This is a genomic window from Kitasatospora viridis, assembly GCF_007829815.1.
Taxonomy (GTDB): Bacteria; Actinomycetota; Actinomycetes; order Streptomycetales; family Streptomycetaceae; genus Kitasatospora; species Kitasatospora viridis.
On the sequence record NZ_VIWT01000001.1, the window covers coordinates 3,749,190 to 3,772,659 of the forward strand.

Below are 23,470 nucleotides of genomic sequence, written 5' to 3' on the forward strand. Positions count from 1 at the left end.
GGCCGCACCGCCGCCCGCGTACCCGTGGGTGGCGGTGCGGCCGTTCGCGTCGGTTCCGGCCGGGTCGCGGGTGCGGTCGGGGGTGACGCGGACGGCACCGGATACCGTCGAAAGCAAGCCGGAGCGGGCAGAATGCGGATCGGACCGGTCGGGAAGCGACGCGGTGACGGGAAACGGGAAGGTGACGCGATGATGGAGGGCACCCGGGACTCGGTGGAGTCCGAGGGCTCCGGCTCCGAACAGCCCCCCGCACCGCCCGGCCGACGGGAGCGGGCCGCCCGGCGCCGCGCCCTGGCGAGCGGGTACGCGCTGCTGCCGCTGCGGCTCTTCCTCGGTGTCACCTTCAGCTACGCGGGCCTGGACAAGCTGGCCGACCGCCACTACCTGGCCGGCCGCGGCGACCTGCAGTCCTTCTACGCCCAGACGCTGGCCGCCAAGGCGCACAGCCCGGTCGGCGCGCTCCTCCAGCCGGCGCTGCACGCGCCCACCTTCTTCGCGCTGCTGATCGCCTTCGGCGAGCTGGCGGTCGGGCTCGGCACGCTGTTCGGGCTCTGGGGCCGGGTGGCCGCGCTGGGCGGCGCGGCGCTCAGCCTGACCCTCTTCCTGACCGTCAGCTACAACGTCTCGCCCTACTACCTGGGCAACGACCTGCCCTACCTGATGGCCTGGACCGCGCTGCTGCTGGCCGGCACCCCCTACCTCTCGGTGGACGGCTACCTGGCCCGGCGGGCCGAACGGGACCGGACCCGCGGGATGACCGAGGACGCGGTGCGCCGGCGGACCTTCGTGGACGGCTCGATCGCGGCGGTCGCGCTCGGCGGCGGCGGGCTGCTGCTCGGCTCGCTGACCGCGACCTTCCTGCGCAGGAAGCCGAAGCCGGCGGTGGCCGGCACCCCGAAGGCCGGCGCCCCGACAGCCAGTGGTGGGGGCGCCGTCTCGGTGGCGGTCGGCCAGGTGCCGGTGGGCGGCTCGGCCACCGTGACCGACCCGGCCACCGGCGACGCGGTCTACCTGGTGCAGCCCTCGGCCGGCCAGTACTGCGGGCTCTCCTCGATCTGCACGCACTCCGGCTGCACCGTGAACCCGCCGCAGGGCGGGCAGTTGCTCTGCCCGTGCCACGGCTCCCGGTTCGACGCGGCCACCGGCGCGGTGCTGGCCGGCCCGGCGGTCACGCCGCTGCCCAAGTACACGGTGACCCGGAACGGCGACCGGCTCGACCTCGGCCCGCAGCAGAGCTGACCCGGCCTCAGGCCCGGGCGGCCCCCTGACGCAGCGCCAGGCCGGTGGGCAGCAGCGAGGCGGCCAGCGCCAGCAGCAGGCAGGCCGCCCCGCCGCCGGCCAGCCAGCCCCACGGCAGCCGCAGCGCGACGGTCGCCTGGCCGGCCAGGATCCGGTGGTTCAGCAGCAGCGTGGTGCCCAGCTGGGTGACCGCGGTGACCGCCAGCGCCAGCACCGCGGCGACGGCCACCACCAGCACCGCCTCCAGCGCGACCACGCCCAGCACCTGTCGGCGCACCCCGCCGGCGAGGCGCAGCACCGCGAAGTCGCGCCGCCGGTCGGCCGCCGCCATCACCATGGTGTTGACGATCGCGATCAGCGCGTAGAGCACGGCCGGGCCGAGGATGGTGCTGGTGGCGATCCAGGCGTAGTGCGCGTTCGGGTCCGGGCCCGGGGCGCTGGCGTCGGTGAGCCGACCGCCCATCAGGTCGGCCGGCCGGTCGCTCAGGTAGACCGCGGTCGGCCCGGCGCCGGCCAGGTGGGGGGCGACGGCGTCGCCGGAGAGCAGCACCTCGTCGAGCGAGAGCTGGGTGCGGAAGACGAACACCAGCCGCAGCGCCGTCACGGTGCCGTCGGCGAGGCGCAGGTTCACCTGGTCGCCCAGGTGCCAGCCGTGCGCCCGCACCTGGTCGCTGGCGGCGGCCAGGGTGGCGCCGTGCAGGTCGGCGGGGGAGCCCTGGGCGGCGGGCAGGGCGAGCGCGTCGGCCAGCCCGCCCTCGACCACGGTGGCGGCGGACGGCACCGAGGCGGCCGAGTCCTCGGAGTGGTCGGCGAACGAGGGGGTGTCCGCGCCCAGCCCGGTGATCACGGTGGGGAGGGTGGCGGTGGCCCGCAGCCCGGGCTGACCGGCCGTCAGCCGCCGGGCCGCGTCGGCCGGCAGGGGCGCGGCGCCGGGGCGCAGCACGAAGCGGGCGGCGGTGGCGGCCCGGCCCTGGGCGGTCATCGCCTCGGCGAAGGCCGTGGTGGAGCCGATCGCGGTGCCGAGCAGGGCGATCACCAGGAAGGCCGGGGTGGCGGTGGAGACCGTGCGGCGCACGGCGGTGAGCGCGTTCTGCCGGGCCAGCAGGGCGGTGGCGCCGGCCGCCCGGCCCAGCGGCAGGGTGAGCAGCCGCACCAGGTGCGGCACCAGCAGCGGGGCGAACAGGCTGAGCGTGACGATCGCCATCAGGTCCACCGCCATCACCCACTGGGAGGCGAACTGCGGGTCGCCGGTCTGGTCCCCGCCGCCGGGGGCGGGCGGCAGCAGCGGCGCGAGCAGGTAGTAGCCGACCGCGCCGAGCAGGCCGGCGGCCTGCAGCGCCGCGCAGACCCAGCGCACCCGGGTCATGCCGCCGGGGTCCACGGCGGCCTCGCCGAGCGCCGCCACCGGGCGGACCCGGGTGGCCCGCAGCGCGGCGGCGCCGGCTCCGAGCAGTGCGACCAGCAGGCCGACGGCGGCCGCCAGCAGCAGCGGCGCCGCGGTGGTCCGGGCGGTGAAGCCGGCCGGTGCGGCGCCGCGGGCGACCAGCCAGGCGGCCAGCGCGGGCGCGGCGGGCAGCGACAGCAGGCAGCCGGAGACCGCCGCGGCCAGGGCCACCACGGTGGCCTCGCCCATGACCAGCGCGCCGACCTGACGGGGCGTCGCCCCGACGGCGCGCAGCAGGGCGGTCTCCCGCTGCCGCTGGGCGACCGCGAAGGCGAAGGTGGAGGCGACCACGAAGACGGCGACGAAGGCGGCCATGCCGGCGGCGAAGGTGAGCACCTTGTGCAGCGAGGGGGCGCCGAGCGGGGAGTCGTCGCCCATGGTGTCGTTCAGCAGCACCCCGGTGGTGGCGACCAGGGTGACGCCGAGGGTGAGCGCGACGTAGCCGCCGGCGAAGGCGGCCTTGCGGCGGCGCAGGCCGGCCGTGGCGACCGGCAGCAGGGTGAGCAGGTCGGTCACGCGACCGGCTCCGCTTCCAGCGCGGTCATCGTCTCGGCGATCAGCTGGGCGCCGGGCGCGGCCAGGTCGCCGACGATCCGGCCGTCGGCCAGGAAGAGCACCCGGTCGGCGTGGGCGGCGGCCACCGGGTCGTGGGTGACCATCACGGTGCTCTGGCCCTCGCGGTCCACCAGCGAGCGGAGCAGTTTCAGCACCTCGCGGCTGCTGGAGCTGTCCAGCGCGCCGGTGGGCTCGTCGGCGAAGAGCACCTTCGGGCGGGTGATCAGCGCCCGGGCGATCGCCACGCGCTGCTGCTGCCCGCCGGAGAGCTGGGCCGGCAGGTGGCCGGTGCGGTGGCCGAGGCCGACCTGCTCCAGCGCGGCGCGCACCTCGGCGCGGTCGGGGCGGCGCCCGGCCAGCCGCAGCGGGAGGCCGACGTTCTGTTCGGCGGTCAGCGAGCCGACCAGGTTGAAGGCCTGGAAGACGAAGCCGACCCGTTCGCGCCGCAGCACCGTCAGCTGGGTCTCGGTCAGGCCGCCCAGCTCGACGCCGTCCAGCACCACCCGGCCCGCGTCCGGGCGGTCCAGTCCGGCCGCGCACTGCAGCAGGGTGCTCTTGCCGGAGCCGGAGGGGCCCATCACGGCGGTGAAGCTGCCGCGGGCGAAGGCGGTGTCCACCCCCGCGAGCGCCCGGACCGCGTCGGGTCCGGTTCCGTAGCCGCGCTGGACCTGTTCGAGCCGCAGGACGGCGTCATCCCCCATGATCGTCACGGCGTATGAGTACCACGGCCGGCACGCCCCTGACCAGGGAATTCGGTTCGCCCGGGGGATCAGCGATCGTCGTCGGGACGGCGCCGGCGGGCCATCGCGGCGACCGCCGCGGCCAGGCCCGCGGTGCCGAGCACGATGAAGGTGATCGGCAGCACGATCCGCCCGTCGAGCCGGAAGCCGTTCAGCGAGGCGACCAGGTAGAGCACCGCGAGCACGGTGAACAGGCCGCCCGCGAGGAAGGAGAAGAGGTCGAACCGGTGTCGTCGCATCACTGCACCACCTGGATCTCGCCGAAGCCGACCTCGATGGTGAGGTCGATGGTTCCGTGGGCCGGGCCGCCGCCCACCGGGTCCAGGTGGACCGTGCGGCGGGTGCCGAGGCCGCCCGAGGTCGAGCCGTCGTCGTCGGGGGTCTGGATGTCGCCGGCCACCACCCGCAGGTTCAGGTCGGCCGCGGTGCCGGGCGGCAGCTGCACCTCGACGTTGCCCGCGCCGAGCTGCACCTGGCTGCGCAGGGTGGCGCCGGCCGGGTCCAGCGAGGTCAGGTCGAGGTGGATGTCGCCCAGCCCCAGGGCGTACCTCGGCTGCAGCTCGGCCGCCGTCGCCGGGGCCCAGTTCCGGTCGCCCAGCGCGAAGTTGGAGATCCGCGCCTGGTCGCCCAGGCCGGCCAGGGCGAGGGTGAGGGCCAGCGCGGGCACGGCGAGCCAGCGGGCCCGGCCCCAGCGGGAGCCGACCAGCATGGTCAGGCCGAGCACCAGCAGGCCGGTGGCCAGCACGGTGGTGGCCGGCACGGTGCGGCCCTGGTGCCCGCCGGCCCAGACCGCCCAGCCGGCGCCGCCGGCCAGCAGCAGCCCGAGCAGGCCGAGTCCGGAGCCCCGCCGGCGCTCCCGGCGGGGGCGCGGCGCCCTCGGCGGCAGGTCCGGGGTGGTCTTGCGCAGCGGGTCGCCGGCCGGCAGGTCGGTCCGCTGCCACCAGGGCTGCGCGGGCATGCCGGGCGGGGGGCCGGCGCCCCAGGGGTTGCGCTCGGGGTGCCGGGGGTCCCAGTGGTAGCCGCCGCGGCCGGTCGGCGGCGCGTCGGTGGGGGGCCGGTCGGTGCCGTTGGTCGGGGCGTCCGGCGGGAGGGGGGCGGTGAAGCCCTCCTTCGCCAGGTTGACCCGGGTGTGGAACTCGGCCTTGCGGGCCGTCCACTGGGTGTGGAAGTCCTGCCGCCAGGTGTCCCAGTCGGTCAGCGCCGGGCCGTCGCCGGGCCCGCCGGCGGTGGCGGTCGCCCGGTCGTAGGGTCCGGCGGGGCGGGGCGGGGCGGCCTGGCCGCGGGCCCGGCGGCGGCGCTCCGGGTCGTGCCGGACGGCGAAGAAGACCATCGCGGCGAGCAGCAGCAGCGGCAGGATCGAGTCGCCGCTGCCCATCCAGGAGAAGAAGACGCCGGTCCCGATCACCGTCATGAGCACCGCGCCGATCGACTGCCCGTCGACCCGCCCGGTCAGCACCCGCTGCAGCTCGGTGCGCCCGTGCTTGGGGTCCTCCCGCTCGTCGGGCACGATCAGCCAGGCCAGCCCGTAGACGAAGAGCCCGAGGCCGCCGGTGAGGCAGAGCACCGCGGTGACCACCCGGAAGACCACGGGGTCGATGTCCAGGTGCCGGCCGAGCCCGCCGCACACCCCGGCCACCACGCGGTGCCGCTCGCTGCGGGCGAGCGGGGGCCGGCCGTCGGCGGCGCCCTCCTGGGTGCCCGGCTGGTCGGGCGGTGTGCTCTGCTCCTCGGTCATGTTCCTATCCTGCTGGCTGCGGGGCGGCCGGGGGACCGGGGCGGCCCCCGGCCGGACCCTGAAGTCTCCCTGAGACGGGCTCAGGGGCGGGCCGCCCGGCGGGCCACGGCGTCGGTCAGCGCGTGGTAGAAGCGGTCGGCGATCCGCTGGTAGCCGAGGTCGTCGGGGTGCAGCCGGTCGGCGAACTCGGCGGGGGTCAGCTCGGGCGGCCGCAGGTAGTCGAAGTCCCGGCCGAGCCGCCACTCGGTGGCGGACAGGTCCTCGACCCGCCGGTTGAACGTCCGGACCGGCTGCTCCAGCCCCTCGGTGGTGGGCAGCAGGCCGAGCAGCAGCACGCTCACCCCGGGCCGGTCGGTGTAGATCCGGTCCAGCAGGGCGGCCAGCCGGTCGGCGGCGTGCGGCTTGTCCGGGCCGCGGTCCAGGTCGTTGATGCCGATGTGCAGCAGCACCACGTCGGGCCGGGCGGCGGCCAGCCAGCCGTCGATCCGGGCGGTGAGGTCGGCGACCATCCAGCCGCTGTGGCCCTCGTGCCGGTCGCCGGGGAAGAGGGTGTCGTGCTGCGAGCCGACCAGCCGCAGGGTGAACCGGGACTGTTCGGCGCAGTCCTGCCGCAGCGGCAACCGGTAGCCGGCCCCGTCGTGGCTGCCGACGCCGGCGGTGATCGAGTCGCCGAGCGGCATCACCCGCACGACCGGTGGTCCGGTGCGGGCGGCGGCCGGTGCGGCGGTGAGCAGGAGCGGCCCGCAGAGGGCACCGAGGACGGCGGCGAGGGAGCGGTGGAGGAGTCGGGGCACGTCGGGACCTCCCTGGTCGAGGGGTGTGACGTCCGGTCAGGACCGGGTGCGGCCGTGCCGGGGAGGTGACTGTGTCAAAAAGTCAGATGATCTGACGGATCGAAACACCGCCGGTCCGGCCCCGTTCAGCACCTAGGGGGAAGACCCTGATGCATTCGGACCTGCGGCCGTGTGACCATCTGTGGCGTGGCAAGCCCCGACCCCGTGACCAGCACCGGCGCCGACGGACCGGCCGGCGGCGACACCGCCGCCGAGCAACCCGACCGCCCGCCGTTCCGCAAGCTCTACCGCAGCCCGCACTCGCGCATGCTCGGCGGAGTCGCGCACGGCCTCGCGGTCCACCTCGGCCTGCCCGTCACCTGGGTGCGGGCCGCCTTCGTGCTGCTCTTCTTCGCCAACGGGATCGGCGTGCTGCTCTACGCGGCCTTCTGGTTCGTGGTGCCGATCGGCATCGGCGAGCCCGCGCTGGGCTCCGAATGGGTCTGGGCGGGCGGCCAGTTCGTCCCGGCCGGCGCCTCCGGCGTCACCCCGGAGCCGCTGCGCAAGGGCCGCCGGGGCCGGCTCGGCCGGCTGCGCGACCTGCTGCAGGGCACCTTCCAGGGCGAGCCGGTGATCGCCGAGCAGGCCGTGCCGGGCGAGCCGCCGGCCGCCGCCAGCCGGCGCAACGCCGGGCAGCTGGCCGCCCTGCTGATGCTGGTGGTCGGCGTGATGTGGCTGCTCAACGCGCTGCACCTGCAGTCCTCGCAGCCCTACGCCTGGCCGCTGCTGGCGATCGGCGTCGGCGTCGCGCTGGTCTGGCGGCAGGCCGACGACTCCCGCTGGGCCCGCTGGTTCGGCCTGACCGGCGGCCGCCGGCGCAGCGCGGTGGCCCGGGTCGGCGCGGGCGTGCTGCTGGTCGCCGCCGGCATCGTCGGGTTCCTGATCCTGCAGGGCACCGGCTCGGCGGTCGGCTCGGTGGTGGAGGCGTCGCTCGCGGTGCTGGCCGGGGTGCTGGTGCTGACCGGCCCGTACGCGCTGCGGATGTGGCAGGACCTGGGCGCCGAGCGGACGGCCCGGATCCGGGCCCAGGAGCGGGCCGAGATCGCCGCGCACATCCACGACTCGGTGCTGCACACGCTGACCCTGATCCAGCGCCGGGCGGAGGACCCGAAGGAGGTGCAGCGCCTGGCCCGGGCCCAGGAGCGCGAGCTGCGGCTCTGGCTCTACCGTCCGGAGGCCGCCGCCGAGGCCGCGCCCGATACCCTGGCGGAGCGGATCCGCGAGGTGGTCGCCGAGGTCGAGGACCGGCACGGGGTGCCGATCGAGCTGGTCTGCGTCGGCGACTGCCCGATGGACGAGCGGATCGCCGCACAGATGCAGGCCGCGCGCGAGGCGATGGTGAACGCCGCCAAGTACGGTGGCGGGGCACCGGTGCAGGTGTACGCCGAGGTGGAGGGGAGGACGGTGCTGGTGTTCGTGCGCGACCACGGCCCCGGCTTCGACCCGGACACCGTGCCCGAGGACCGGATGGGCGTCCGCGAGTCGATCATCGGGCGGATGAAGCGGCACGGCGGCACCGCCCGGGTCCGCCCCGCGCCGGACGGCGGTACCGAGGTCGAGCTGGAGATGGAGAGAGCCGCAGATGACTGACGCTGAGTCCGTGCCCGACAGGACCGCCCGCGTGGTGCTGGTGGACGACCACCGGATGTTCCGCACCGGCGTGCGCGCCGAGATCGGCCGCACCGAGGTGACCGGGATCGACGTGGTCGGCGAGGCCGACGACGTGGAGTCCGCGGTCCGGGTGGTCGCCGAGACCCGCCCGGACGTGGTGCTGCTCGACGTTCACCTGCCCGGTGGCGGCGGCGTCGAGGTGCTGCGCCGCTCGACCGCGGTGATGGGCGAGCCGGGCGGGGTGAAGTTCCTCGCGCTCTCCGTCTCGGACGCGGCCGACGACGTGATCGGGGTGATCCGCGGCGGTGCCCGGGGCTACGTCACCAAGACCATCACCGGCGCCGACCTGGTGGGTGCGATCTTCCGGATCGCCGACGGCGACGCGGTCTTCTCGCCCCGGCTGGCCGGCTTCGTGCTGGACGCCTTCGCCGCCACGGACACTCCTCCGGTGGACGAGGACCTCGACCGGTTGACCCAGCGCGAGCGCGAGGTGCTCCGGCTGATCGCCCGCGGCTACGCCTACAAGGAGATCGCCAAGCAGCTCTTCATCTCGGTGAAGACGGTGGAGAGCCACGTCTCCGCGGTGCTGCGCAAGCTGCAGCTGAGCAACCGTCACGAGCTGACCCGGTGGGCGACGGCGCGGCGGCTGGTCTGACCGGACCGCGCGGGGCGGGTGAACCTGGCGGGGGCGCCGGGGAGTTAGTGATTATGTGCGGATAATATGCGCGCACTGAGCGCGCCGGGGGAGCTCCAGTACGACCAGCCGGGTGATCGGCGGGCTCCCACAACCGTCCGGCTGACGCCTCATCCGCTGCCAGACCTCCGGCCACCAGGCCGGAGGCCGCCCCGGACCCGGGAAGCCGGGTCCCAGAGTTGCCGTATCGTGGAGCACCGTGACCGACACCGCCGCTTCGAGCCCCCCCGCGCCCGGGACGTCCGCCGACGTCCACCCGGCCGGCGAATCCGCCGCAGGCGGTGACGGCAGCGCCGTTCCTCCGCAGTCCTTCCTGCGCCGGCTCTTCCGGATCACCCCCTACCGGGTGACCGGGTTCATCTTCATGCTGGTGCTCGTCCCGATGGCCGCCAGGCTGCCCTGGTCCGGCGACATCGGCCAGCACGCCTCGACCATATGGCGGCTGCGCGAGAACCTCTCGCACCCGACCAGCCCGATGATCGACGTGCCCGGCAACGGCAGCCCGTACTTCTCGCCCTACCAGGTGTTCGGCGCCCTGGTGTCGCTGGCCACCGGCCTGGTGCCGCTGAAGACGCTGCACCTGCTCGCGGTGATGAACTCGCTGCTGATCATCACCGGCCTCGGGGCCTTCGTGCGGGCGCTGACCCCGCGCCGCTGGGCCCCGGTGCTGGCGCTGTTCTGCTACTTCTTCCTCTGGGGCGTCGACGTCTCGGTGTGGAGCGGGTACGAGTCCTGGCTCTCCTTCTGCCTGGGCCTGTCCTACCCGAGTGCCTTCGCGGCCGGCCTGATGTTCTGGATCTGGGCCGGCACGCTGCGGCTGCTCGGCCGGGTGCCGGAGCGCGCGCCGCTCTCCGACAGCCTGGCGGTGCGGGTCCCGCTCCACCTGGTGCTCGGGCTCGGGCTCTTCGTGGTGCTGCTCTCGCACCCGTTCACCGGCATCGTGATCTGCATGGGCATGGCCGGCATCATGATCGGCTCGCTGCGCGGGCTGGCCCTGCGCAACTGGCTGCTCTGGGCCTTCTCGGCGCTGGTCGTGCTGGTCGCCGTGCTGGCCTGGCCGTACTGGGACCTGCTGAACCAGGGTCAGTCCGCCGCGCTCGACGCGATGCACCGCGGCCTGTACAGCCACCCGCTGAACTGGTTCGGCTTCGCGGTGGTGATCGGCCTGCCCGCGCTGGTGATGCGGTTCCGGCGCAACAAGCTCGACCCGCTGGTGCTCACCTTCCTGCTGGTGGCCGCCGCCGTCGGCTACGGCTGGGTCAGCGGCCACTACAGCTTCGGCCGGGCCTACCCGGGCCTGATCGCGATGCTGCAGATCGCCACCGCGATCGAGGCCGCGAACGTCCCGTGGAAGCAGTGGTTCAAGCGCGAGTACACCGTGCTGGTCTCGGTGGCGCTGGTCTTCGGCATGTGGGTGCAGGCCGGCACGGTCTTCTACCTGATCCCGAAGTCGGACTTCCCCAAGGGCATGGTCGACAACGTCCAGACCTGGAACCCGTGGCCCGGCTACCAGTGGACCGCCAAGTACCTGAAGTACGGCGACATAGTCATGACCACCGGTGAGCGCCCGCTCGCGCAGCTCCCCGCCTACGGCTACTTCACCGTGCAGGCCGGCTACCCGGACCCGGCGGTGGCGCAGAGCGTGCTCGACGAGCGTTCGCACGACACCTGGGTCTTCTTCTCCAAGGAGGCCACCGATGACACCAAGTGGCAGCTGATCGACAAGTACCACGTCGGCTGGGTGATCATCAGGCCCGAGGACGGCGTGGTGCCGACCGGCCCCGGGTTCCAGGTGGTCACCACGAGTCCGCAGGGCGAGGACCTGATCAAGGTCACCAAGCCCTGACCCGCGGGAGCCCGGCTCCCGTCCCCGGACCGCACCGGCACCGCTCGTCATCCGACGAGCGGTGCCGGCGTCGTTCCGGCCCCCTCCAGCCCGCCAGCGCGTAGGCCGAGGAGCCACGCGTCGCGAAGGAAGGCGTCGTCATGCCGCTGTCCCTGCTGCCGAGCCGCGCCCCGCAGGAAGGGGGGGAGCCCGACCGCGACGCCACCCGGACCAGCAAGCGGCCGCGGCTCTACGTGCTCGACGGCATAAGGCTGCTGGCGGCGCTGAGCGTGATGCTCTTCCACTACGTGGGCAAGCCGGTGGGCTGGGACCAGACCTGGCGCGGGCGCCCGGACCGGCTGCTGCCCGGCCTGCACGACGCGGCGATCTACGGCTGGGTCGGCGTCGAGCTGTTCTTCCTGATCAGCGGCTTCGTCATCTGCATGTCCTGCTGGGGCAAGCGGCCGCAGGACTTCTTCGTCTCCCGGGTGGTCCGGCTCTACCCCGCGTACTGGACGGCGGTGCTGATCACCACCGGCGTGGTGGCCGCGGCCGGCTACTCCTTCACCACCGCCAAGGACCTGACGCCGCGGGCGGTGATCACCAACCTGACGATGCTGCAGGCGCCGATCGGCGCGCCCTCGGTGGACCCGAGCTATTGGACGCTCTGGGTGGAAATGCTCTTCTACGTGCTGTTCGCGGTCGTCGTGGTGGTCGGCCTGACGTACCGTCGGGTGGTGGCGTTCTGCGGAATCTGGATGTTCCTGGCGGTGCTCGCGCCGGCCGTGGACCTCCCGCTGCTCAGCACCCTGGCGCAGGCCGACTACGCCCCCTTCTTCACGGCCGGGATCACCATGTTCCTGATGTACCGGTTCGGCCCGAACCTGCTGCTCTGGTGCATGCTCGGGTTCTGCTGGATGGTGGCCCAGTACCGGCTGCAGAGCACCGTCGAGATGTACCAGCAGTGGCTGCCGCAGCACATCTCCTGGACCGTCGCGACCGCGCTGATGACGCTCTGCTTCCTGCAGGTGCTCGGCGCCGCGCTCGGCCTCTTCGACCGGATCCAGTGGCGCCGGCTGACCGTCGCCGGCGCGCTCACCTACCCGGTCTACCTGCTGCACCAGGAGCTCGGCGTCACCGGCATCCACTGGCTGCGCCAGTGGCTGGCGCCGCGCACCACGCTCGCCCTGGTCGTGCTGGGCGTGCTGCTGCTCTCCTACCTGGTGCACCGGCTGGTGGAGACCCCGGTCTCCGGCCTGCTCAAGCGCGGACTGGGCGCCGCCTTCGCCTCGGTGACCGAGGCGGACGAGCGGGCCCGGGCGGCCGCTGCCGGGGAGGTGACCAGGGCGTGAGCCAGCGGGCGGTGGCGGGGGAAGCGCCGGGGGGTCCGGTTCCGGTCGGTTCCACGACCGCACGCCGTTCGCCGTCCGGTCCGGTCCGGACGCTGCGGCGGGGCCTCGGCCCCGCCCTGCCGGCCCTGCTGGCCTTCGTCGCGGTGCGCGCGACCGGGCTGGCGATGATGTGGCTGCACCCCGGCCACGGGTCGGTGCTCGCCCGGCTCGCCGGCCTCTGGGACGCGCCCTACTACCAGGGGGTCGCCGAGCACGGGTACTCCGACGACCTCGGCATCGGCGGCTACCAGAACGGCGTGCCCTACTCGTCCCGGGCCTTCTTCCCGCTCTACCCCGCGTGCATCCGGGCCGCGCACACCGTGCTCCCGCTCTCCTACGCGCACGCCGCGCTGCTGGTGGCCTGGTGCTTCGCGGTGCTGGCGGCGGCCGGGATCTACAGCTTCGCCGCCTACGTGTACAAGCCCAGGACCGGGGTGATCGCGGTGGTGGTCTGGGCCGCGCTGCCCTACGGGGTGGTGGAGAGCCTGGCCTACTCGGAGCCGGTCTTCACCGCCTTCGCCGCCTGGGCGCTGGCCGCGGTGGTCCGCCGGCGCTGGATCGCCGCGGGCCTGCTCAGCTGCCTGAGCTGCCTGGCCCGGCCGAGCGGCCTGGCCGTGGCGGCGGCCGTGGCCGCGGCGGCCGCCGCCGAGGCGGTGCGGCTGCTGCGCGCCCGGCGCCCGCTCGACCCGCAGCTGCCGGTGGCGGTGCTGCTGGCCCCGGCCGGCTGGATCGGGTACGTGGCCTACGTCGGCTACGTGCGGGGCACCCCGCGCGGCTACTTCGACGTGCAGTCGGCCTGGGGCAGCCAGTTCGACTTCGGCCGCGCCACCCTGCGGTGGTTCACCGACCTGACGCTGCGCCAGGGGACGGCCACCACGCTGGCCCAGGTGGTGGCGGCCGGGGTGGTGGCCGCCTCGCTGGTGCTGTTCGTACTGGCCGTGGTCCAGCGCCAGCCGCTGCCGGCCCTGGTGTACGGCGGCGCCATGCTGGTGATCGCGCTCGGCGACGGCTCGGCGGACGCCCCGCGCGCCCGGCTGCTGCTGCCGGCCTTCGTGCTGCTGCTGCCGGTGGCGGCCGGGCTCTCCCGGATCCGGTCCGCGGTCTCGCTCTGGGTGGTGCTCGGTTCGCTGGCGGTCTGCTCGGGCGTCTACGGCGTCCACCTGGTCTACGTGAGCGGCTACTCGCCGTGAGGATCCGGTGTCCGCGCGCCGGTGCCGCGAGCGCGGATGGCAGGCGGGATCCGGCCATGCCGTAAGCTCGCGGCTGCATTGAATCCGTACGCCTCGGCCACGACGCAGACCAAGGGGACCAGTTCATGGGAACGATATCCGGTGCGGTCGCGGGCGACAGTCCGCGCCTCGACGACCCGGCTCCCGAACCCGCAGCCGCGGGCCGCGAGCTGAAGCACCGGATGGCGGCCCAGGTCCGCCGGTTCGGCCCGGTCCTGGCGCTGTACGGCCTGGTGAAGCTGGCCGGCCTGACCGTCTTCATGGGGCTGCTGCACTACTCGGGCGACTACAAGAAGAAGAACATCGGCTTCGGCGGCGGCCACCGGATCTGGGAGGTGCTCGGCACCTACGACGGTCGCTGGTACCAGCAGCTGGCGAGCCAGTGGTACCACCCGCAGGTGCTCCCGCCGAACGCGACGGTGGCCGACGTGCACACCAACTCGGCCGCGTTCTTCCCGCTCTACCCCGGCCTGATGCGCCTGCTGATGAAGACCACCGGGATCGGCGGCTTCGGCGCCGGCCTGCTGGTCTCGGTGGTGTTCGCGTTCGTCGCGGTGGCCGGGATCTACGCCGTGGTGACGCTGATGGGCGGTCACCGCGCGGGTCTGATCGCCGGTGCGCTGTGGGCGGTGGTGCCGGGTTCCGGCGCCGAGTGGGCGGTCTACTCCGACACCGTGTTCGTGGCGATCGTCGCCTGGGCCTGCTACTGCGTGATGACCCGTCAGTGGATCGCCGCCGGCCTGCTGACCCTGCTCTCCGGCCTGAGCCGGCCGACCTCCGCGGCGCTGATCGGGGCGGTCGGGCTGGCCGCGCTGATCGCGCTCGTCAAGCGCCGCGACGGGATCGCCAAGCCGCTGTTCGCGATGCTGGTCGCGCCGTGGTTCATGCTGGGCTACATCGCCTGGGTCGGCATGAAGATGCACAACGCGAACGGCTACTTCCTGATCCAGAAGTCCTGGGCGCACTACTTCGACTGGGGCAAGTTCACCGTCCACGCGGTGCCCGAGGTCATGATCGGCCGCTTCAACTACCTGTGGCCCTCGCCGATCGCCGACGTGGTCGCGCTGGTGATGCTGCTCGCGGTGCCGATCCTGCTGATCTTCTTCTTCCGGCTGCGCCCGCCGCTGGTGCTGATCGTCTTCACCCTGCTGACCATCGCCTCGACCACCACCAGCCAGCAGATCTTCTCGAACATCCCGCGCTACCTGCTGCCGGCCTTCCCGCTGCTGATCGCCCCGGCCCTGGTGCTGAAGCGGGTCAGCTGGCGCTGGCTGCTGCCGACGCTGGTGCTGGTGGGCGCCATCTCGGGTTGGTACGCCGGCTACGTGATGTTCGAGCTCGGCACCCCGTAATGATCATTCGCTGATCGTTCCATGCGACTTCCCGACAACGGCTGTTGCTAGGATTCGCTCTGCCGGTTTAAACCTCGTTGACCGTTTTTCTCAACTCCTCAAAGCGGGCGGGATATCCAGTGGTGGCTGCACCAGCTCCGACGACGCTGTCGGTCGTCATACCCATGTACAACGAGGAGGCCGCGCTGCCTGCCCTCGTCGCCCGGCTCCGTCCGGCGCTGGACGGTACCGGTGTCTCCTACGAGGTCGTCGCCGTCGACGACGGCAGCGCCGACCGCACCGCCGAGCTGCTGGAGGAGATCCGGCTCGGCTGGTCCGAGCTGCGCATCGTCAAGCTGCGCCGCAACTCCGGGCACCAGGCGGCGCTGACCGCCGGCCTGCACAGCTCCGTCGGCGACTACGTGGCGAGCATCGACGCGGACCTGCAGGACCCGCCGGAGAAGATTCCGGAGATGCTCGACCTGGCCCGCAAGGACAACCTGGACATCGTCTACGGCGTCCGCAACGACCGCAGCACCGACTCCGGCTTCAAGCGCTGGACCGCCGGCGCCTACTACTGGCTGATGCGCCGGATGGTCGGCAAGCGGGTCCCCTCGCAGGCCGGTGACTTCCGCCTGCTGAGCCGGGAGGCCGTCGAGGCGCTCAAGTCGCTGCCGGACCAGCAGCAGGTCTACCGCCTGCTGGTGCCGTGGCTGGGCTTCCCGAGCGGCCAGGTCACCTACTTCCGCGAGGAGCGGGTGGCGGGCGAGACCAAGTACCCGCTCAGCAAGATGATCCGGCTGGCGATCGACAGCATCACCAACTTCTCGGCCTCGCCGCTGCGGATCGCCACCTGGCTGGGCGTCGCCAGCTTCTTCGGCTGCTTCGCGATGCTGGCCGCCACCGTGGGCATCTACCTGGGCGGCCACACGGTGCCCGGCTGGACCTCGCTCTTCGTCGCGATGCTCTTCCTCGGCGGCATCCAGCTGATCTGCGTCGGCCTGCTCGGCGAGTACATCGGCCGGATCTACACCGCCGTGCAGAAGCGCCCGACCTTCTTCATCGGCTACGACTCGGCGAAGGTCGCGCGGCCGCGCGGCGCCGAGCAGGACGAGCGGGTGGACGTCGGCGTCTGAGCCGACCCGACGCCCGGGCCCGCGGGCCCGCCCCGGAACGCCCCGCTGACGCGTGCCCGGCCCGGTTCCCCGAAGGGGAGCCGGGCCGTTCGCCTTTCCGGTCCCGGCCGGTCCGGGCTGTCGGCGGCGGGCCATAGACTCGAAGGGCCATGAGTAGCCTCTTTGACGACCTGCCGCTGCCCGGCTTCGAGCCCCTCCCGGACCCCGTCCGGGTCGGCTCCCAGGCCAAGTCCGTCGATCCGCTGCCCGCCGAGCCGGGCGAGGAGCCGCCGCCCGAGTACTACGGCGGCGAGGACGCCTACGAGGAGGACCTCCCCGCGGACCTCTTCCGCACCGACTACGCGGCGCAGGCCGAGCGGGACGCGTTCTACCGCAACGGCGCCCACCGGCCGGTGATCGACCCGGCCCAGCTGCTGGCCGGGATGAACGACCCGCAGCGCGAGGCGGTGCTGCACTCCGGCTCCCCGCTGCTGATCGTGGCCGGCGCCGGCTCCGGCAAGACCCGGGTGCTGACCCACCGGATCGCCCACCTGCTGGGCGCCCGCGGCGTGCAGCCGGGCGAGATCCTGGCGATCACCTTCACCAACAAGGCCGCCGGCGAGATGCGCGAGCGGGTGGAGCAGCTGGTCGGCCCGCGGGCCCGGGCGATGTGGGTCTCCACCTTCCACAGCGCCTGCGTGCGGATCCTGCGCCGGGAGAGCAAGCGGCTCGGCTTCACCTCCAGCTTCTCGATCTACGACTCGGCCGACTCGCAGCGGCTGATGTCGCTGGTCTGCCGCGACCTGGACCTGGACCCGAAGCAGTTCCCGCCGAAGTCGTTCAGCGCCAAGGTCTCCAACCTCAAGAACGAGCTGGTCGACGAGGAGAGCTACGCGGCGCAGGCGGCCAACCCGATGGAGCGCAAGCTGGCCGAGGCCTACGCGCTCTACCAGGCCCGGCTGCGCGAGGCCAACGCGCTGGACTTCGACGACATCATCATGACCACGGTCAACCTGCTGCAGGCCTTCCCGGACGCGGCGGAGCACTACCGGCGCCGGTTCCGGCACATCCTGGTCGACGAGTACCAGGACACCAACCACGCCCAGTACATGCTGATCCGCGAGCTGACCGGCGGCGCCGCGGGCAGCGCGCCGAAGCGGACGGTGGACGGCGAGTTCGTGAACCCGGCGCAGGCCGGCCTGGCCGAGCTGCCGGCCGCCGAGCTCTGCGTGGTGGGTGACGCGGACCAGTCGATCTACGCGTTCCGCGGCGCGACCATCCGCAACATCCTCCAGTTCGAGGAGGACTACCCGGACGCCGTCACGATCCTGCTGGAGCAGAACTACCGCTCCACCCAGACCATCCTCTCCGCCGCCAACGCGGTGATCGAGCGCAACACCAGCCGCCGGGAGAAGAAGCTCTGGACGGCCGGCGACCACGGCGAGAAGGTGATCGGCTACGTCGCCGACGACGAGCACGGCGAGGCGCAGTTCATCGCCGACGAGATCGACCGGCTGACCGACGCGGGCGACGCCCGACCGGGCGACGTGGCGATCTTCTACCGGACCAACGCGCAGTCCCGGGTGTTCGAGGAGGTGTTCATCCGGGTCGGCCTGCCGTACAAGGTGGTCGGCGGGGTGCGCTTCTACGAGCGCCGCGAGGTCCGGGACGTGCTGGCCTACCTGCGGGTGCTGTCCAACCCGGAGGACACCGTGCCGCTGCGCCGGATCCTCAACGTGCCCAAGCGCGGGATCGGCGACCGGGCCGAGGCGATGATCGAGTCGCTGGCCGCCCGGGAGCGGCTCTCGTTCGCCCAGGCGCTGCTGCGGGTGGACGAGGCGTACGGCATGGCCGCGCGCTCGGCCAACGCGGTGAAGAAGTTCAACGCGCTGCTCGCCTCGCTGCGGGCCGTGGTCGAGTCGGGCGCCGGTCCGGCCGCGGTGCTGGAGGCGGTGCTGGAGGAGACCGGGTACCTGGCGGAGCTGCAGGCCTCGACCGACCCGCAGGACGAGACCCGGGTCGAGAACCTCCAGGAGCTCGCCTCGGTCGCCCTGGAGTACGAGCAGGACCCGGGCGAGCGGCCGGACGCGGGGGAGGACGGCGCGCCGCCGGTCGGCTCGCTGGCCGACTTCCTGGAGCGGGTCGCGCTGGTCGCCGACTCCGACCAGATCCCCGACGACGAGGAGGGCCAGGGCGTCATCACGATGATGACCCTGCACACCGCCAAGGGCCTGGAGTTCCCGGTGGTCTTCCTGACCGGCATGGAGGACGGGATCTTCCCGCACATGCGGGCGCTCAGCCAGGTCAAGGAGCTGGAGGAGGAGCGCCGGCTGGCCTACGTCGGCCTGACCCGGGCCGAGCAGCGGCTCTACCTGACCCGCTCGGTGCTGCGCAGCGCCTGGGGGCAGCCGGCCTACAACCCGGCCTCCCGGTTCCTCGACGAGATCCCCGCCGAGCTGGTCGAGTGGAAGCGCACCGGCGCCGCCGCCGCGCCCGTCTCGCGCGGGCTGTCGGCCTCCGGTTCGCGCTCCGGCGGCTCGTCCTCGGGCGGGCTGAGCAGCACGGCCGGGCCGAAGGCGGGCTGGGGCCGCTCGGCCCGGGCCGCCACCGACCGCCCGGTGGTCAGCCTGGCGGTCGGCGACCGGGTCAGCCACGACAAGTTCGGCCTGGGCACGGTGGCCGAGGTGGCCGGCAGCGGCGACAACGCCAAGGCGACCATCGACTTCGGGTCCTCCGGCCGCAAGGTGCTGCTGCTGCGCTACGCGCCGGTGGAGAAGCTCTGACCGACCGTCGCTCGAAGCACGGCCCGGGACCTCGTTCGAGGCGCCCGGGCTGTGATTTTTCCGTCACTTTGGCCCGGGACGCGTGGACCCCGGGGGCGGGGCGCTAACCTCCCCTCAGATCGGTTATCGCTGGTTAACGTGGAGGCAGTGATGGGTGTGTCTGGCCCGATCCGGGTCGTGGTCGCGAAGCCGGGGCTCGACGGCCACGACCGGGGCGCCAAGGTCATCGCGCGCGCGCTGCGCGACGCGGGCATGGAGGTGATCTACACCGGCCTGCACCAGACGCCGGAGCAGATCGTCGACACCGCCATCCAGGAGGACGCGGACGGCATCGGCCTGTCCATCCTCTCCGGCGCGCACATGACGCTCTGCGCCAAGGTGATCGAACTGCTGAAGGAGCGCGAGGCGGCCGACATCAAGGTGTTCTGCGGCGGCATCGTCCCGGACGAGGACATCGCCGAGCTGAAGGCGATGGGCGTCGCGGACATCTTCACCCCCGGCACCCCGACCAGCGAGGTCATCGCCTGGGTCGAGGCGAACCTGCGCCAGGCCGGCTGACCGCTCAGCCCGCCAGCTCGGCCAGCATCTCGGCCCGGAACCGCAGGGTCCGGGCCAGCCGGTCGAAGGTCTCGGCCCAGGCCGAGTCGGGCGCCGCGTCGGCCGCCAGCGCCGCCAGGGCGGGGGCGGTGGCCGGCGCCAGCGAGCGCTCGGTGAGCCCGAGCACCCCGCTGTGGCTCCACGGGTACGACCCGGAGGCGGCCGCCCGCTCCAGCGCGGCCACCACCGCGGTGGAGAGCGGCGGCGTCCACGGCACCGCGCAGGCGCCCAGCAGTTGGAAGGCGTCGCCCAGGCCGTGGCCGCGCAGGAACGCCGCCGTCCAGCGCGCCCGCTCGGCGGCCGGCAGCACGGCGAGCAGCCGGGCCGGCGCGCCGGCCCGGGGCAGCGGCCGGCTCCCCCCGTGCGGGGCCGGGCCGAGCAGCACCCGGGCCCACCCGGCGTCCCGCTGGCGCACCGCCGCCCGGGCCCAGGCCTCGTGCAGTTCCTCCCGCCACGGCTCCCCGCCCTCCCCGGGGCCCACCACCGGCAGCGCCAGCAGCTGAGCCGGCGTCAGCCCGAACCCGTCGGTCCAGCTCGCCAGTGGGGTCGCGGCCACCACCTCGCCGAGCCGCCAGGCCCGCTCGCCGCGCCCGGTGGGCGAGTTGGGCGCCACCCCGTCCCGCCGCAGGTCGGCCGTGACGGCCGGCGGCGGGCTGACCAGCAGCCGGTCCCGCCCGGGGGCGAGCCGGACGGCGGTCAGCGCCCGGCCGGCCATCCGGGCGCCCAGCGCGGAGCCGGGCAGGCCGGAGAGCAGCTCGGCGGCGGTGGCCCGCACGCCCCGGCTGCGGTCGTCCAGCGCGGCCTCCAGGAAGGCCTCGTCGGCGGGGCCGAGGCGCTCCTGCAGCGCGTCCAGGAAGAGCAGCCGGTCCTCGGCGCGCTCGCCGGCCCAGGTGGACTCCAGCAGGGCCAGCGCGGCGGCCGGGTCGCGTCGGCGCAGCCGGGTCAGGTGGGTGACCCGTTCGGCGAACAGCCCGTGCTGCCAAGGGTCTTCGGCTCCCGCCGGGCGGTCCGCGCCGGCCGTGCGCAGCAGGTACCGCCAGTCCGGGTTGCGTTCGGCCAGCCAGTGGCCGAGCGGCCCGGCCAGCGCCGCCACGTCGCCGCGCAGCTCGGTGCGGGCCCGGCCGGCGGCCAGCAGGGCGGGCACCAGCGCGGCCGGCGGGCGGTAGCCCCGCTGCCGGGCCTCGGTCAGCCACTGCGGCAGCAGCTCGGCCGGGCTGGCCGGGCCGCCGACCGGGCCGGCCAGCAGCAGGTCGAGCCGGCGGGCGGCGGCGGGCGGCAGCGGCGGGCGCGGGTCGGGGTCGGCCGCCGGGCCGGGGGCCGGCTCGGGCGCGGGCAGCGGCAGCAGGCCGGCCCGGCGCCGCACGGTGGCCAGCGCGGCCCGCTCCAGCAGGGCGGTGGCCGGGTCCGGCTCGGCGGGCCCGGGGTGCGGGAGGCGGTCGGTGCCGAGCAGTGCGGTGCGCTGCAGGTCGGCCCACGGGTCGGTGTGCGGGTTCACCGGGCGGCTCCGAGCGGTACCGGGTCGCCGGCCTCGTCCCAGACGGTGACGGGCGCGAAGCCCTGGTGGCCGCACTCGCCGAAGACGGTGACCGGGTGGCCGGCCGAGACGGCGGCGAGCAGCCAGCGGGCGGGCCCGGTGGTCGCGGGGTGCACCGGCAGCGCGTGGTGGCCGTCGGTCAGCAGCCAGTCCTTTGGGAGCTCGCCCGGCACGGGCACCACCGCGTCGAGCAGCACGGGCACCGCCTCGGTCCACGGGTCGGCGGCCACCGCCTCGCCGTAGCGGGCGGTGGCGTCGAGCAGGCCGGCGCCGGGTGGGGGGAAGGGCGGGCCGGGTGCGGGTTCGCCGTGCCGGGTGCCGAGCACGGCGCGCAGCGGCACGGCGGCCGGGTGGAAGGCGAGTTCGGCGTCCAGCCGGGTGCCGGGCGGCAGGGCGGGGCCGGCGGGGGCGTCCGGGCGCGCGTAGTCGAGCAGCAGGGCGGTGCGGCCGGTGCGGGCGCCGAGCAGCCAGGTCCGACGGCGGGTCAGTTTCTCCGGCGTCTCGCTGCGGTCGCCGCCGAGCACCAGCCAGCTGTCCCGCACCGTCGGCCCGGCGAGCAGGTCGGCCGCCTCGACGGTGTAGCCGACCCGGGTGCGCACGGTGGCGGCGAGCGGCCCGGGCAGCTCGTCGATCCGCTCGCAGGCGGCGGCCAGCAGGTCCAGCAGGGCGTAGCCGGCCAGCTGGCGCTCGCCGGTGAGGTCGGCCAACTCCCGTGCTCCGGCGGCGAGTCCGGGGGCCTGTGCGTCCACCATCCGGGCCGCCACCTCGGCCCAGTCGCCCGCACCGCCCTCGGCCAGCCCGCGCCGCACCCGGTCGGCCAGCCGCAGCCGCAGTTCCCGCGCGCCGGCCGCGACCCGCGCGGCGCGCTGTTCGGCCCGCCTGCTGCTGCGATCCACCATGCCCGCCACGCTAGGGCGGCGCACTGACAGGCGGTCAGAACCCGGGGCGGGGCGGGTAGAGCTTGAACTGCGCAGTGTCCAGCGCGAACGTGAACGGTGCGGGCAGCTCGACCGCCTCGCCGAACTCCCCTCGCTCGACGATCCGGTAGAGAGCGCCGCGAGGGCCCGAGTGCAGCTCCCAAAGGCCGTCGTTGGGGTCGATGATCAGGTACAGCGGTACGCCGCTCGCGGCGTACCAGAGGCGCTTCTTGGCGTAGTCGCTGTCCCGGTCGGTGGAGACGATCTCGACGGTGAGCAGGACCCGCTCGGCAGGGAGGGGGTTGGCGTTGTCCTCGATCTGCTCGAAGCCGGTCGCGATGACGTCCGGCTTGGGCTCGAAGGAGCGGTCCGGCGAGCAGAGGGCCTGTTCGGTCATGGCCGCCCAGCCCTGCTGGTGCAGTTGGGCGGAGACCGAGACCTGGATCAGGTTGTGGAACGGTGTGGCGGACGGGAGCAGCACGATCTTTCCGTCGATGAGTTCGACGCGGTAGGCGTCGAACTCCGGGAGCGATTCGAGCAGGCGCACCAGGCCGTGTGCGTCGGTCGGCACCGTTGAGCTCATCGCTGCACCTTCTCTCGTCCGTCTTCATGGTAGCCAGGGCTTGCCATGGGCCGGCCGATTGTCAGTGGTCCCGGGCAGAGTTGTTCTCGCAAGGCCGCCGCGGCTCCCGCGGGACGCCCTGCCATCTGCGCCGATGCTCCCTGCCATGCCACCGCCCCGGTACCGCCGTGTGCCGTCGCGGGCGACCAGAAGGAGCCCCCGAATGAGTGATGAGATGACCGGACTCCCGGTTCTGCGAGCCCATGCGGAGGAGGCCTTCGCCGGCGAGCTGGCCGCCCTGGCGAAGTGGGACGACCGTCCCAGGCCGCCGAGTTGGCGGCTCTCGCCGTGGGCGGTGGCGGTCTACCTGCTGGGCGGCGAGCTGCCGGACGGCACGCTGGTGAGCCCCAAGTACGTGGGCCCGCGCCGGATCGTCGAGGTCGCGGTGGCCACCCTGGCCACCGACCGGGCGCTGCTGCTGGTCGGCGTCCCGGGCACGGCCAAGACCTGGGTGTCCGAGCACCTGGCCGCCGCCGTCAGCGGCGACTCCACGCTGCTGGTGCAGGGCACCGCGGGGACCGGCGAGGAGTCGCTGCGGTACGGCTGGAACTACGCCCGGCTGCTCGCCGAGGGGCCGAGCCGGGCGGCCCTGGTGCCCTCGCCGGTGCTGCGGGCGATGGCCCAGGGCAAGCTCGCCAGGATCGAGGAGCTCACCCGGATCCCGGCCGACGTCCAGGACAGCCTGATCACCGTCCTGTCGGAAAAGACGTTGCCGATACCGGAGTTGAGTGGCGAAACTCAGGCTGTCCGCGGGTTCAACCTGATCGCCACCGCCAACGATCGCGACCGCGGCATCCATGAACTCTCCAGTGCGCTGCGCCGCCGTTTCAGCACGGTGGTGCTGCCGCTCCCGGCGACCCTCGACGAGGAGGTCGAGATCGTCAGCCGGCGGGTGGGCCAGCTCGGCCGCGCACTGGAGCTGCCCGAGCTGCCGGGCGGCGCGCAGGAGATCCGTCGCGTGGTGACGGTCTTCCGCGAGCTGCGCGACGGCCTGACCGCCGACGGCCGGACCAGGGTCCGGACCCCGTCCGGCACCCTCTCCACCGCCGAGGCGATCTCGGTGGTGACCAACGGACTCGCGCTCGCCGCGCACTTCGGGGACGGCGTGCTGCGCGCGGCGGACGTGGCGGTGGGGGTGCACGGGGCGGTGGTCCGCGACCTGGCGGCGGACCGTGCCGTCTGGCGCGACTACCTGGAGGGGGTGCTGCGTGACCGCGACGGTTGGCAGGACTTCTACCGGGCGGCCCGCGACTGCACGGACTGAACCCCGGCGGA

At 74.0% G+C, this 23,470-nt stretch carries 19 protein-coding genes and 1 pseudogene; 12 read left to right on the forward strand and 8 right to left on the reverse strand.

Annotation, left to right across the window (positions count from 1 at the left end; all coding sequences use genetic code 11):
* Positions 1-192 precede the first annotated feature (192 nt).
* Positions 193-744, forward strand: a pseudogene (locus FHX73_RS46280) (DoxX family protein); the annotation flags it as partial.
* A 9-nt stretch (positions 745-753) separates the two neighbouring features.
* Positions 754-1,239 carry a QcrA and Rieske domain-containing protein gene (locus FHX73_RS46285; RefSeq protein WP_246213846.1) on the forward strand — a complete coding sequence of 162 codons (486 nt, stop codon included), beginning with the start codon at positions 754-756 and terminating at the stop codon, positions 1,237-1,239.
* Positions 1,240-1,246: 7 nt separating this feature from the next.
* Here the strand turns inward: FHX73_RS46285 and FHX73_RS16845 are convergent, their stop codons facing one another.
* From FHX73_RS16845 to FHX73_RS16865, 5 genes are all read right to left on the reverse strand, one after another.
* Positions 1,247-3,199: an FtsX-like permease family protein gene (locus FHX73_RS16845; protein ID WP_145905773.1), complete on the reverse strand. Its 1,953-nt coding sequence runs from the start codon at positions 3,197-3,199 to the stop codon at positions 1,247-1,249.
* On the reverse strand, positions 3,196-3,939 hold the full coding sequence (locus FHX73_RS16850) for an ABC transporter ATP-binding protein (protein WP_145908334.1): 744 nt from the start codon (positions 3,937-3,939) through the stop codon (positions 3,196-3,198). Before FHX73_RS16850 ends, FHX73_RS16845 begins: the two co-directional genes overlap by 4 nt.
* Before the next feature lie 68 nt (positions 3,940-4,007).
* Positions 4,008-4,217 carry a hypothetical protein gene (locus FHX73_RS16855; RefSeq protein WP_145905774.1) on the reverse strand — a complete coding sequence of 70 codons (210 nt, stop codon included), beginning with the start codon at positions 4,215-4,217 and terminating at the stop codon, positions 4,008-4,010.
* Positions 4,217-5,713, reverse strand: a complete 1,497-nt coding sequence (locus tag FHX73_RS16860; protein ID WP_145905775.1) for a PspC domain-containing protein — start codon at positions 5,711-5,713, stop codon at positions 4,217-4,219. Before FHX73_RS16860 ends, FHX73_RS16855 begins: the two co-directional genes overlap by 1 nt.
* 80 nt (positions 5,714-5,793) lie before the next feature.
* On the reverse strand, positions 5,794-6,507 hold the full coding sequence (locus FHX73_RS16865; protein WP_145905776.1) for an SGNH/GDSL hydrolase family protein: 714 nt from the start codon (positions 6,505-6,507) through the stop codon (positions 5,794-5,796).
* 186 nt (positions 6,508-6,693) lie between these two features.
* Between FHX73_RS16865 and FHX73_RS16870 the strand changes: the two genes are divergently transcribed.
* From FHX73_RS16870 to icmB, 9 genes are all read left to right on the forward strand, one after another.
* The gene (locus tag FHX73_RS16870; protein WP_145905777.1) at positions 6,694-8,136 is read left to right on the forward strand and encodes an ATP-binding protein; all 1,443 of its coding nucleotides are present in this window, start codon (positions 6,694-6,696) and stop codon (positions 8,134-8,136) included.
* The gene (locus tag FHX73_RS16875) at positions 8,129-8,812 is read left to right on the forward strand and encodes a LuxR C-terminal-related transcriptional regulator (protein ID WP_145905778.1); all 684 of its coding nucleotides are present in this window, start codon (positions 8,129-8,131) and stop codon (positions 8,810-8,812) included. The genes FHX73_RS16870 and FHX73_RS16875 overlap by 8 nt, the downstream gene beginning before the upstream one ends.
* A 238-nt stretch (positions 8,813-9,050) precedes the next feature.
* Positions 9,051-10,697, forward strand: coding sequence for a hypothetical protein (locus FHX73_RS16880; RefSeq protein WP_145905779.1), 1,647 nt, complete (start codon positions 9,051-9,053; stop codon positions 10,695-10,697).
* Between the two features lie 140 nt (positions 10,698-10,837).
* Positions 10,838-12,028, forward strand: coding sequence for an acyltransferase family protein (locus FHX73_RS16885; RefSeq protein WP_145905780.1), 1,191 nt, complete (start codon positions 10,838-10,840; stop codon positions 12,026-12,028).
* Entirely contained in the window at positions 12,025-13,257 is a 1,233-nt protein-coding gene (locus FHX73_RS16890) for a hypothetical protein (protein ID WP_145905781.1), read from the forward strand. The genes FHX73_RS16885 and FHX73_RS16890 overlap by 4 nt, the downstream gene beginning before the upstream one ends.
* Before the next feature lie 125 nt (positions 13,258-13,382).
* Positions 13,383-14,648 carry a glycosyltransferase family protein gene (locus tag FHX73_RS16895; RefSeq protein ID WP_145905782.1) on the forward strand — a complete coding sequence of 422 codons (1,266 nt, stop codon included), beginning with the start codon at positions 13,383-13,385 and terminating at the stop codon, positions 14,646-14,648.
* A gap of 164 nt (positions 14,649-14,812) precedes the next feature.
* Positions 14,813-15,763 carry a glycosyltransferase family 2 protein gene (locus FHX73_RS16900; RefSeq protein WP_145905783.1) on the forward strand — a complete coding sequence of 317 codons (951 nt, stop codon included), beginning with the start codon at positions 14,813-14,815 and terminating at the stop codon, positions 15,761-15,763.
* Between the two features lie 149 nt (positions 15,764-15,912).
* Entirely contained in the window at positions 15,913-18,525 is a 2,613-nt protein-coding gene (gene pcrA / locus FHX73_RS16905; protein WP_211786213.1) for a DNA helicase PcrA, read from the forward strand.
* A 150-nt stretch (positions 18,526-18,675) separates the two neighbouring features.
* Positions 18,676-19,083, forward strand: coding sequence for a coenzyme B12-dependent isobutyryl CoA mutase small subunit (gene icmB / locus FHX73_RS16910; RefSeq protein ID WP_145905784.1), 408 nt, complete (start codon positions 18,676-18,678; stop codon positions 19,081-19,083).
* 4 nt (positions 19,084-19,087) lie between these two features.
* Here icmB and FHX73_RS16915 read toward each other — a convergent pair whose 3' ends face one another.
* Genes FHX73_RS16915 through FHX73_RS16925 form a run of 3 tightly spaced genes read right to left on the reverse strand, consistent with a single transcriptional unit; the run spans position 19,088 to position 22,156 of the window.
* Positions 19,088-20,617: a DUF5691 domain-containing protein gene (locus FHX73_RS16915; RefSeq protein WP_145905785.1), complete on the reverse strand. Its 1,530-nt coding sequence runs from the start codon at positions 20,615-20,617 to the stop codon at positions 19,088-19,090.
* Positions 20,614-21,555 (reverse strand): SWIM zinc finger family protein, encoded by a 942-nt coding sequence (locus FHX73_RS16920; RefSeq protein WP_145905786.1) that lies wholly within the window; start codon positions 21,553-21,555, stop codon positions 20,614-20,616. The genes FHX73_RS16915 and FHX73_RS16920 overlap by 4 nt, the downstream gene beginning before the upstream one ends.
* A 34-nt stretch (positions 21,556-21,589) precedes the next feature.
* Positions 21,590-22,156 carry a Uma2 family endonuclease gene (locus FHX73_RS16925; RefSeq protein WP_145905787.1) on the reverse strand — a complete coding sequence of 189 codons (567 nt, stop codon included), beginning with the start codon at positions 22,154-22,156 and terminating at the stop codon, positions 21,590-21,592.
* Positions 22,157-22,358: 202 nt separating this feature from the next.
* Between FHX73_RS16925 and FHX73_RS16930 the strand changes: the two genes are divergently transcribed.
* Positions 22,359-23,459 (forward strand): ATP-binding protein, encoded by a 1,101-nt coding sequence (locus tag FHX73_RS16930; RefSeq protein ID WP_145905788.1) that lies wholly within the window; start codon positions 22,359-22,361, stop codon positions 23,457-23,459.
* Positions 23,460-23,470: the final 11 nt, after the last annotated feature.

Excerpts from the sequence above, each read along its gene's own strand:
- FHX73_RS16900 (WP_145905783.1), top strand. The coding sequence starts at position 14,813 with ATGTACAACGAGGAGGCCGCGCTGCCTGCCCTCGTCGCCCGGCTCCGT.
- FHX73_RS16875 (WP_145905778.1), top strand. The coding sequence starts at position 8,129 with ATGACTGACGCTGAGTCCGTGCCCGACAGGACCGCCCGCGTGGTGCTG.
- FHX73_RS16855 (WP_145905774.1), bottom strand. The coding sequence starts at position 4,217 with ATGCGACGACACCGGTTCGACCTCTTCTCCTTCCTCGCGGGCGGCCTG.
- pcrA (WP_211786213.1), top strand. The coding sequence starts at position 15,913 with ATGAGTAGCCTCTTTGACGACCTGCCGCTGCCCGGCTTCGAGCCCCTC.
- FHX73_RS16895 (WP_145905782.1), top strand. The coding sequence starts at position 13,383 with ATGGGAACGATATCCGGTGCGGTCGCGGGCGACAGTCCGCGCCTCGAC.
- FHX73_RS46285 (WP_246213846.1), top strand. The coding sequence starts at position 754 with ATGACCGAGGACGCGGTGCGCCGGCGGACCTTCGTGGACGGCTCGATC.
- FHX73_RS16860 (WP_145905775.1), bottom strand. The coding sequence starts at position 5,713 with ATGACCGAGGAGCAGAGCACACCGCCCGACCAGCCGGGCACCCAGGAG.
- FHX73_RS16930 (WP_145905788.1), top strand. The coding sequence starts at position 22,359 with ATGAGTGATGAGATGACCGGACTCCCGGTTCTGCGAGCCCATGCGGAG.
- FHX73_RS16885 (WP_145905780.1), top strand. The coding sequence starts at position 10,838 with ATGCCGCTGTCCCTGCTGCCGAGCCGCGCCCCGCAGGAAGGGGGGGAG.
- FHX73_RS16925 (WP_145905787.1), bottom strand. The coding sequence starts at position 22,156 with ATGAGCTCAACGGTGCCGACCGACGCACACGGCCTGGTGCGCCTGCTC.
- FHX73_RS16850 (WP_145908334.1), bottom strand. The coding sequence starts at position 3,939 with ATGGGGGATGACGCCGTCCTGCGGCTCGAACAGGTCCAGCGCGGCTAC.
- FHX73_RS16920 (WP_145905786.1), bottom strand. The coding sequence starts at position 21,555 with ATGGTGGATCGCAGCAGCAGGCGGGCCGAACAGCGCGCCGCGCGGGTC.
- icmB (WP_145905784.1), top strand. The coding sequence starts at position 18,676 with ATGGGTGTGTCTGGCCCGATCCGGGTCGTGGTCGCGAAGCCGGGGCTC.